At 65.3% G+C, this 2,896-nt stretch carries 3 protein-coding genes; 1 reads left to right on the forward strand and 2 read right to left on the reverse strand.

Going from position 1 to position 2,896, the window contains the following annotated elements; translation table 11 throughout:
* The coding region (locus AC1DMG_RS21335; RefSeq protein ID WP_477181074.1) for a phosphomannomutase/phosphoglucomutase at positions 1-1,368 on the forward strand (1,368 nt) is incomplete at its 5' end.
* A gap of 49 nt (positions 1,369-1,417) precedes the next feature.
* Here the strand turns inward: AC1DMG_RS21335 and AC1DMG_RS21340 are convergent.
* Positions 1,418-2,053: a DUF4124 domain-containing protein gene (locus AC1DMG_RS21340; protein ID WP_477181075.1), complete on the reverse strand. Its 636-nt coding sequence runs from the start codon at positions 2,051-2,053 to the stop codon at positions 1,418-1,420.
* 107 nt (positions 2,054-2,160) lie between these two features.
* Positions 2,161-2,808, reverse strand: a complete 648-nt coding sequence (gene pyrE, locus AC1DMG_RS21345; protein WP_441601690.1) for an orotate phosphoribosyltransferase — start codon at positions 2,806-2,808, stop codon at positions 2,161-2,163.
* Positions 2,809-2,896 lie beyond the last annotated feature (88 nt).

The raw sequence follows: 2,896 nt of genomic DNA on the forward strand, positions 1-2,896 counted from the left end.
GTGATCTTCCGTGCGTACGACGTGCGCGGCGTGGTCGGCAAGTCGCTGACCAAGGAAGTGGCCCGCCTGCTCGGCCAGGCCATCGGCACGGTCATGCACGAGAAGGGCCTGCCGGAGATCGTGGTGGGGCGCGATGGTCGCCTGTCGGGTCCGGAGCTGGCGAGCGCCTTGTGCGACGGCTTGCGCGAAGCGGGCATCGACGTCATCGAGCTGGGCGCCGTTCCGACCCCGGTCGTTTACTACGCCGCCTACCGCTTCAATACGGGTTGTGGCGTGGCCGTGACCGGCAGCCATAACCCGCCCGACTACAACGGCTTCAAGATTGTGGTGGGCGGCGAGACCTTGTCCGAGGGCGCCATCCAGGATCTCTACCAGCGCATCGTCGGCAACCAGCTGGAGCGCGGCGGCAAGGGCAATCTGCGCCATGTCGATGTGATCCCCGACTACATCGACCGCATCACCTCCGACGTGCAGGCCGAGCGTCGCCTCAAGGTGGTGATCGACAGCGGCAACGGCATTGCCGGTGCGGTGGCGCCGCAGGTGCTGGAGGGCATCGGCTGCGAAGTCATTCCGCTCTACTGCGATGTCGATGGCACGTTCCCCAATCATCATCCCGACCCGTCCGACCCGCACAATCTGGAAGACCTGATCTTCGCGGTGAAGCAGACCGGCGCGGATCTCGGCATCGCATTTGATGGCGACGGCGACCGTCTTGGCGTGGTCACCAGGGATGGCGAGATCATCTTCCCCGACCGCACGCTGATGCTGTTTGCGCGCGACGTGCTGTCCCGCCAGCCCGGCGCCACGGTCATCTACGACGTGAAGTGCACCGGCCATCTCAAGGGCGTGATCCTGGATGCCGGCGGCAGCCCCATGATGTGGCGCAGCGGCCACTCGCTGATCAAGGCCAAGATGCGCGATACGGGTGCGGAGCTGGCCGGCGAAATGAGCGGCCACTTCTTCTTCAAGGAGCGCTGGTACGGCTTTGACGACGGCATTTATGCCGGCGCGCGCCTGATGGAAATCCTTGCCGGCGATCTGGAAGAGCGCACGCCGGAGGAACTGTTCGCCACCTGTCCCAAAGGCGTGTCGACGCCTGAGCTCAAGGTGGAGATGGACGAGGGCGCCCACTATCGCTTCATCGAAGCGTTCCGCCAGCAGGCGACGTTTGGCGACGCGACCCTCACCACCATCGACGGTGTGCGCGCGGACTGGTCCGACGGCTGGGGTCTGGTGCGCGCGTCCAATACCACGCCAACTCTCGTACTGCGTTTCGATGCAGACAACGAGGCCGCACTCGCACGCATCAAGAAAATATTCCGCGCGCAGCTGCTGGCGGTCGATCCCTCACTCAAGCTGCCGTTCTAAATGAAAAGCCCCGGCATGGCCGGGGCTCTCTCGCAAGCCGAAGTGGGCGTTACAGGCCCTTGGCCTCGGCAGCCTTCAGTTCGCGGTAGTGCACGAGATCCTGCGCGTTCTTCTGARCCTGGGCATCGCGGGTCTTCTGCTCACGCTCCAGCGCATCGCGCTGATGCGCCACCACGTCGCGTTGCTTGGTAATGCCCTCGCTCAGGAAGGGAGGGACCGGTTGCTTGGCTCGCTCCAGGTCGCCGGCACGAGTCAGCAGATCGGTCAGCGCCTTTTCCTGGCTGCGCAGATTGGACCGCGTGGTCGCGATCTGCTGGTCCATGCTGTCCAGATATTGCTGCTGCGAAGCCTTGTATTCCGCTTCCGAAGGATAGGCCGCGAGCATCTGCGCGTCGTTGCGCTTGCGCTCTGCGGCGGCGCGATCCACCACGGCCTGCTCTTCGGCAGCCTTTTGGGCGGCGGCGCGCTCCTCCGGGGTGAGCTGGCGGTCGACGTGCTGCACGACGATGCCGCGATCATTCACCAGCTCGTAGCCGAACTTCATGGCATCGGAGGTGAGGCTGTCGCTGTAGTGCGGCAGCCCGGCCGCATCCTTCCATCGATACCGATAGGTGGGCGCCTTGGTTTGTGCATAGACGACGGTGGTCAGCGCGAGCAACGCGATGACGAAAACTGTTTTACGCATGGAATTCCCCCTTGTAGGCGGAAGTATAGCGGGCGACATCGTGACACCATGACGTTCGCACGATGCCGCTGCATGCGGTGTGACCGGCTTCGCCAACCACCCGCCATTCAGGCATTTACGCCGTAGCGCTCGCGATAAGACACCAGGCGGGCGTGCTCCGCCGCCAGGTCCGGGCGGCCGCCCGCATAGGCCAGCACGTCGCCGAGACTGGTGATGGCAATCACCGGGATGCCGTAGTCAGCCGTGACTTCCTGCGCGGCGGAGAGCTCGCCCTGCCCGCGCTCCTGGCGGTCGAGTGCGATCAGCACGCCCGCCGGCGTGGCGCCCTGCGCCCGGATCAGCGCCAAGGATTCGCGCACGGCGGTGCCAGCGGTCATCACGTCGTCCACGATCAGCACGCGTCCCTTCAGCGGTGCGCCGACCAGCACGCCGCCTTCGCCGTGATCCTTGGCTTCCTTGCGGTTGTACGCCCAGGGCAGGTCGCGAGCATGCTGGTCGGCCAGGGCGATCGCCGTGGCGGCGGCCAGCGCAATGCCCTTGTAGGCCGGACCAAACAGCATGTCCACTTCGATGCCGGAATTCACCACGGCGGCGGCGTAGGCGCGGCCCAGCTGGGCCAGCGCCGCGCCCGAATCGATGCGGCCCATATTGAAGAAATACGGACTCTGGCGGCCGGACTTCAGGGTGAAGTCGCCGAAACGCAGCACGTCGCGCTGCAGGGTGAGTTCGATGAATTCGCGCTGGTAGTCGTGCACGGCAGCTTTCTCTCGTTCGGATTTGGTCAGAGGGGCAGGGCGCCCAGCATCACGTGCTGCGGCCCGGAACGCCCGCCATGGTACAGCC

The organism is Dyella sp. 01N36, from assembly GCF_056399745.1.